The 6,609-nt window shown below is 71.1% G+C and carries 6 protein-coding genes; 1 reads left to right on the plus strand and 5 read right to left on the minus strand.

Annotated features, from left to right (window positions below):
* Positions 1 to 6: 6 nt before the first annotated feature.
* The 5 genes from B9S61_RS38740 to B9S61_RS38760 form a co-directional block, all read right to left on the minus strand.
* Positions 7 to 960 (minus strand): YafY family protein, encoded by a 954-nt coding sequence (locus B9S61_RS38740; protein ID WP_103546361.1) that lies wholly within the window; start codon positions 958 to 960, stop codon positions 7 to 9.
* 123 nt (positions 961 to 1,083) lie between these two features.
* Positions 1,084 to 1,455 (minus strand): FKBP-type peptidyl-prolyl cis-trans isomerase, encoded by a 372-nt coding sequence (locus B9S61_RS38745; protein ID WP_030835713.1) that lies wholly within the window; start codon positions 1,453 to 1,455, stop codon positions 1,084 to 1,086.
* Positions 1,456 to 1,515: 60 nt separating this feature from the next.
* Positions 1,516 to 2,517, minus strand: coding sequence for an FKBP-type peptidyl-prolyl cis-trans isomerase (locus B9S61_RS38750; protein WP_103546363.1), 1,002 nt, complete (start codon positions 2,515 to 2,517; stop codon positions 1,516 to 1,518).
* Positions 2,518 to 2,655: 138 nt separating this feature from the next.
* Complete coding sequence (gene pafA, locus B9S61_RS38755) at positions 2,656 to 4,017, minus strand: Pup--protein ligase (protein ID WP_103546365.1); 1,362 nt, start codon at positions 4,015 to 4,017, stop codon at positions 2,656 to 2,658.
* 9 nt (positions 4,018 to 4,026) lie between these two features.
* On the minus strand, positions 4,027 to 5,286 hold the full coding sequence (locus B9S61_RS38760; RefSeq protein ID WP_103546366.1) for an MFS transporter: 1,260 nt from the start codon (positions 5,284 to 5,286) through the stop codon (positions 4,027 to 4,029).
* A 95-nt stretch (positions 5,287 to 5,381) separates the two neighbouring features.
* Between B9S61_RS38760 and B9S61_RS38765 the strand changes: the two genes are divergently transcribed.
* On the plus strand, positions 5,382 to 6,392 hold the full coding sequence (locus tag B9S61_RS38765) for a LacI family DNA-binding transcriptional regulator (protein ID WP_258040113.1): 1,011 nt from the start codon (positions 5,382 to 5,384) through the stop codon (positions 6,390 to 6,392).
* Positions 6,393 to 6,609: the final 217 nt, after the last annotated feature.

A 6,609-nucleotide genomic window follows, 5' to 3' on the forward strand; every position in this document is an offset into this window, starting at 1 on the left:
TCCCCCTCAGCCCTTGGCCACGGCGCGCAGCCGGTCCACCACGTCGGCCCGCAGCTCGGCGGGCTCGAGGACCACCACGTCGGGCCCGAACTCCACCAGCCAGGCGTCCAGGCCGTGCCCGTACGGAATCTCCAACTCGTCCCAGCCGTCGCTGAGTTCCCGCACCGCGGTGGCCTTCGCACGCAAGGGGTAACCGGCGTTGGAGCGCAGCCGGATGCGCGCCGAGCGGTCGGCGGTCTCCCCGGCCCAGCTCGCCACGGTCTCCCGTACGGTGACGACGTCCGGCACCGGGACGGTGAACCGGCCGCTGCGCGAGCGCACCTTTCCGGTGATGCGGGAGAGCCGGAAGACCCGCTCGGCGCGCCGGTCGCGGTCCCAGCCGGCCAGGTACCAGTGGCCGCGCCAGCATTCCAGCGCCCACGGTTCGACATGCCGGGGCGCGGGCTGGGCGGCGTTGGCCTTGCGGTAGTCGAAGACGACCGGCCGGCGGTCCCGGCAGGCCAGCATCAGCGGCTCGAACGCCGCCTCGTGCACGGGGATGCGCGGTTCGAGCGCGCCATGGGCACCGTACGGGTCGACGTCCTCGGGGAGTCCCGCCGCGCGCAGTTTCTGCAGGGCGCCGCTGGCCGCTCCGGCGAGCCGGGCCTGCTGCCACACCTTGGCGGCGAGCCCGAGGGCGGCGGCCTCCTCGGCGTCGAGGGTGATGGCCGGCAGCCGGTTGCTGTCGCGGCGGGCGAGGTAGCCGGTTTCCCCGTCGAGGTTCTCGACGGTCTCGATCACCAGTCCGAGTTCGCGCAGATCCTCCTTGTCGCGCTCGAACATACGATTGAAGGAGTCGTCCGAGCCCGCTTCGAGGTAGGCCTCGATGGACTCGCGCAGCTCGCGCTTGCTGAGCGGCCGCCGGGTCCCGAGCAGACACAGCGCCAGGTTCATCAGCCGCTCGGCCTTGGCAATGGCCATCGACGCGCTTCGCCTCCCTATGGTGCTTACGATCGATGACCGTACCGCCCCGCGGTGGCGGGGCAAAAGCCGAGGGCCCATGCCCGGACAGGCATGGGCCCCAGGCGATCGACTCCGGTCGGATCAGACGCCGAGCAGGTCGACCACGAAGATCAGGGTCTCACCGGGCTTGATCGCCGGGGTGGGGCTCTGGTTGCCGTAGGCGAGGTGCGCGGGGATGGTCAGCTGACGGCGTCCGCCGACCTTCATGCCCTGCACGCCCTGGTCCCAGCCCTTGATGACCCGGCCGCCGCCCAGCGGGAAGCGGAAGGGGGTGCCGCGGTTCCAGCTGGCGTCGAACTCCTCGCCCGTGCTGAAAGCCACGCCGACGTAGTGAACGGTGACGGTCTGACCCGCCTGAGCCACCTCGCCGTCGCCCTCCCAGATGTCCTTGATCTCGAGGTCCGCCGGGGGCTCGCCGCCCGGGAAGTCGATCTCGGGCTTGTCGATGCTCACGTCTAACGCTCCTGCTTGTCTGCGGAAAGGCGAACACGCACAGTCTTACATCCCACGGCGTCACAGCTTCGCAAGGATGTCGACCGTGAAGACCAGCGTGGAGTCCTTCTTGATGTCGCTGCCCTCCGGCGGGTTGTCCCCGTAGCCCAGCTCCGGCGGGATGACGATGAGGACGCGGCTGCCGACCTTCTTGCCGGTGAGCCCCTGGGCCCAGCCCTTGACGACCTGCTGGAGCGAGAACGACGTCAGCTGCCCCCGGCCGTAGGTGGAGTCGAACTCCTTCCCCCCGTCCCACAGCACCCCCTTGTACTGCACGAGGACGCTGTTGTCGGCCCCGACCTCCTCGCCGTCGCCCTCGATGACGTAGCTCGACACGAGCTTCTTCGGCGGAGCGGTGTCGGGCACCTCGATGGAGGGCGCCTTGCCGTCGGTGTTGGTCCCGACCTTGGGCAGGTCCTTGTTGTCCTGCGCCACCTCGCCACCCTTGGCGGAGCTCTTGGCGTTGAACGCGTCCTGCACGTCGACCACGAACACCAGCGTGTCGGTGCCCTTGATGCCCGCCTGCTCGTTGCCCTGCTCGCCGTAGCCCCAGGTGGGCGGGACGGCCATCTGGACGCGGCTGCCGGTCTTCTTGCCCGTGAGGGCGTACCGCCAGCCGTCGATGATGCTGCCCTGAGCCAGCTGGATGGCCAGCGGGCTCTTGCGGTCGTAGGAGTTGTCGAACACCTTCGCGGTGCTCCACACCTGGCCCAGGTAGTGGGCCACGACGAAGTCGTTCTCGGCGACCGTCTTGCCGCCGCCCGCGATGACGGTCTTGACCGCGAGGTCCTTCGAGGGGTCACCGCTGCCCTCGGCGACCGTCGGCTTCTCCCCGAACTTCGTGCCCGCCGTGATCGCCGGCAGCGGACCGTCGACGATCTTCGGCGGCGCCGCCGCGGATCCCTCGGGCGCCGACGGCGACGCGCTGTCGCTCGCCTTGTCCGAGTCGGACTTGTCGTCGCCGCACGCGGCGAGGGTGGCCAGTCCAGCGGGAACGGCAATGAGAAGTGAGCGTCGGCGCACGGTGGGGGCCTCGTAATCATCGATCTTGTGGATGGCGTCCGCGCAACTCTACGGCGTGAGAAGGGCGCCGCACGGTGCAACGTACGGCGCCCGTGTGACGTTCCGGGAATTTCGGGATCCCCCGGCGGAACGCGTTTCTCACATTCCGGCGATCAGCTTCTCCACCCGCTCGTCGACCGAACGGAACGGGTCCTTGCACAACACCGTGCGCTGTGCCTGGTCGTTGAGCTTGAGGTGCACCCAGTCGACGGTGAAGTCGCGGCGCTGCTCCTGGGCCCGCCGGATGAAGTCGCCCCGCAGCCGGGCCCGAGTGGTCTGCGGCGGCACCGACTTGCCCTCGAAGATCTTCAAATCATTGCAGATCCGGGCGGCTTGTCCCCTCTTCTCCAGGAGGTAGTACAGACCCCGCCGACGGTGGATGTCGTGGTAGGCGAGGTCTATCTGCGCGACCCGGGGGTGCGACATGGTCATGTTGTGCTTGGCCCGGTACCGCTCGAGGAGCTTGTACTTCATGACCCAGTCGATCTCGGTACCGATGCGGTCCAGGTCCTCGGACTCGATCGAGTCCAGCGTACGGCCCCACAGCTCCAGCACCTGCTCGACGGTGCCGGTGCGGATGCCCCGGCGCTCGACGAAGTCCACCGCCTTCTCGTAGTACTCGCGCTGCACCTCCAGCGCGGAGGCCTCCCGGCCACTGGCCAGACGCACCTTCCTGCGCCCGGTGATGTCGTGGCTGACCTCGCGGATCGCCCGGATCGGGTTCTCCAGGGTGAGGTCACGCATGACGGTGCCCGCCTCGATCATGCGCAGCACCAGGTCGGTGGCGCCGACCTTGAGCAGCATGGTCGTCTCGGACATGTTCGAGTCGCCCACGATGACGTGCAGCCGGCGGTAGCGCTCGGCGTCCGCGTGCGGCTCGTCGCGCGTGTTGATGATCGGCCGGGAGCGGGTCGTCGCGGAGGAGACGCCCTCCCAGATGTGCTCGGCGCGCTGGCTGACGCAGTACACGGCCCCGCGCGGCGTCTGCAGCACCTTGCCCGCGCCGCACAGCAGCTGGCGGGTGACCAGGAAGGGGATGAGGATGTCCGCCAGCCGGGAGAACTCCCCGTGCCGGGCGACGAGATAGTTCTCGTGACACCCGTAGGAGTTTCCGGCGGAGTCGGTGTTGTTCTTGAAGAGGTAGACGTCGCCCGCGATTCCCTCCTCGTGCAGGCGTCGTTCGGCGTCCACCAGGAGTCCTTCGAGAATGCGCTCGCCGGCCTTGTCGTGGGTGACCAGTTCGGTCACGTTGTCACATTCCGGCGTTGCGTATTCCGGGTGTGACCCCACGTCGAGATAGAGGCGGGCGCCGTTCCGCAGAAAGACGTTACTGCTTCGGCCCCATGACACGACACGGCGGAAGAGGTACCGCGCCACCTCGTCAGGCGACAGGCGGCGCTGTCCCCTGAACGTGCACGTGACGCCGTACTCGTTCTCCAGCCCGAAAATGCGGCGGTCCATGAGGGAACATTACGCCCGATCCCCCGAGCTGAAACGAGCTTTGAGGGCACGGTTCGGATCATTTTCCGAACGGACCGCAACCACCGCCCTCCCGGCGGGAACTGCCAGTACCCGTCCGGTGGCGATCAAAACCAGCAGCGACACGCCGCCCGCGGCGCCCGGCACGGCGAACCCCCACAGCGCCCCGCCGGCCTCGACCACCGGGCCCGTGAGCCCCGTTCCGACCGACGCGCCCACGGTGAAGGTCGTCACCAGCCAGGAGAAGGCCTCCGTGACCGTCCCGCGCGGCGCGTGCCGGTCCACGAGCACGAACGCGCAGGCGAGCGCCGGCGCCAGGAAGAGCCCGGCGATCACCGTGAGCAGCGTCATGGCCACCGCCCCCGGCAACAGCATCAGCGGCAGGTAACACACCGCCAGCAGGGCGACCAGCACCTGAAGCCGCCGGGCGGGCTCACCGGCCCACTGCCTCGCGCCGTACGCCGTACCGCCGATCAGGGCACCCAGCCCGATCCCCGCCATCAGCCAGCCGTACACCTGGTCCCCGCCGTGCCCGTCCGCGTACGACATGGCCGCCACGGTGATGGAGCCCAGCGCCATCCCCACGGCCAGGAAGGCACCCAGCAGGGCGAGCAGCCCCGGCGAGCGCAGCGCGCCCAGCCAGTGCGCCTCGCGCGGCGCCGACCGCCAGGCGCGCGAGGGCGCCGATGCGACGACGGAGAGGGCGCCCAGCACCCCGAGGGCGTTCAGCACGAGCAGCGCCGCCTGCGCGGACCACAGCGAGGCGCACAGCGTCACCAGCAGCGGCCCGACGGTGAAGATCACTTCCTGGGCCACGGCGTCCATCGCGTAGGCCCGCTGGACATGGCCCCGATCGGGCAGCACCGAGGCCCACAGAGCCCGCAGCCCGCCCTCCAGGGGCGGGGTGAAGAGTCCCGCGGCGGCCACCGCGCCGTAGGCCAGCACGTCGGACGCGGTGCCCGCGAAGGCGAACACGGCCATCGCCAGCGCCGACAGCACGGCGGCCGGCAGCTGCACCCGCGGCTGTCCCCGCAGATCCACCAGGCGGCCGAGCGCGGGCTGCCCGACGGCGTTCGACACGCCGTACACCGCCGCGAGGGCACCGGCCAGGCTGTACGTGCCGCCCGCCGCGCGCACGAACAGCACGATCGCGATGGCGGCGGTCGCGTTGGGCAGCCGCCCCACGAGCGTGCCGACGAGCAGCCGGGTGACGTGCCGTGCCCGGAGGATCTCCAGGTATCCCGTGGCCATTCCGGCGCCCCTCACTGGAAGTGTTACGTATAACTAAGCTGTCCATACGTACCATGTCCGCTGTTCACCAGTCCAGACGAAGGAGCGGCCCGACGATGCCCAGAGCCGGCACCCGCCCCACGAGCCGGGACGTCGCCCAGGCCGCCGGCGTCTCCCAGGCGGCGGTCTCCCTGGTCCTCGGCGAGAAGTGGCGCGGCCGGGTCTCGGAGGCCACGGCGGAGCGCGTCCGCGAGGCCGCGCGCACCCTGGGCTACCGCCCCAACCTGGCCGCCCGCAACCTCCGCCTCGGCCGCACCCGCACGGTCCTCCTGGTCGTCCCGGCCCTCACCACGGAGTTCTTCGCCGGTGTCTACACCGGGGCCGCCCGGGTCGCCTCCCAGCACGGCTTCGGGGTGGTCCTGTACCCCTCTCCCGAGGGCATCGGCCCCGCCCGCGACCCCTTCGCCTCCGCCCAGGCCGCCCTGGACGGCGTGATCGCCTCCTCCATGGCCGCGGAGGCCCTCACCGCGATCCGCGGCGACCAGCTGCCGCTGGTGATGCTGGACAGCGACCCCGAGGGCAGCGTGGGCGCGGCCACGGTCAACCTCGACATCGCCGGCGGGGTCCGCCAGGTCACGGACCACCTGCTCGCCCTGGGCCACCGTCACTTCCTGCACCTGGCGGCGGACGTGGCGTCCTGGACCTTCGAGGTGCGCGCGCGGGAGCTGGCGGCGCGGCTGCGGGAGGTGCCGGGCGCGTCGTTGCGCACGGCACGGGCGCCGATCTCCATCCGGGGTGCGGAGACGGCGGCGGAGGCGGCGCTCTCCGGGGGCCCGCCACACCCGACGGCGGTGGTCTGCGACGACGATCAGCTGGCGGCCGGGACGTACAAGGCCGCGCGGCGGCTGGGGCTGCGGGTCCCGGAGGACCTGTCCGTCACCGGACTCGACGATCTGGCGCTGGCGACCGCGATCGATCCGGAACTGACGACGGTCCGGCTGGACGCGGAACTGTTCGGGGAGCGGGGAATGGGGGCACTGCTGGCGGTACTGGAAGGCCGCGCCCCCGCGGCCGGTGACATCCCTGTCGACCTGGTCGTACGGCGCTCGACGGCGCCGCCGCGGTGAGGGTGCCCCGCGTCCGTCGCGGGGGCGGCGGGCCCCGCGCCTGTCGCCGTGAGCGGGGGCCGTGTCACCCGGTACCGGCGTGGGCGCTGGGCGGGCGGTCGTCGCTCGGCCCGGCGCTCACGGGTGCCGTCGCGCCCACCCTCCCCCACTCTCGGTTTCGCTCGAGCGGGGGACCCCCATCGCCCCAGCGGCACGACTGCCCGCGGGAACAGGGGGG

The organism is Streptomyces sp. SM1 (assembly GCF_002910825.1).
Classification (GTDB): Bacteria; Actinomycetota; Actinomycetes; order Streptomycetales; family Streptomycetaceae; genus Streptomyces; species Streptomyces okerensis.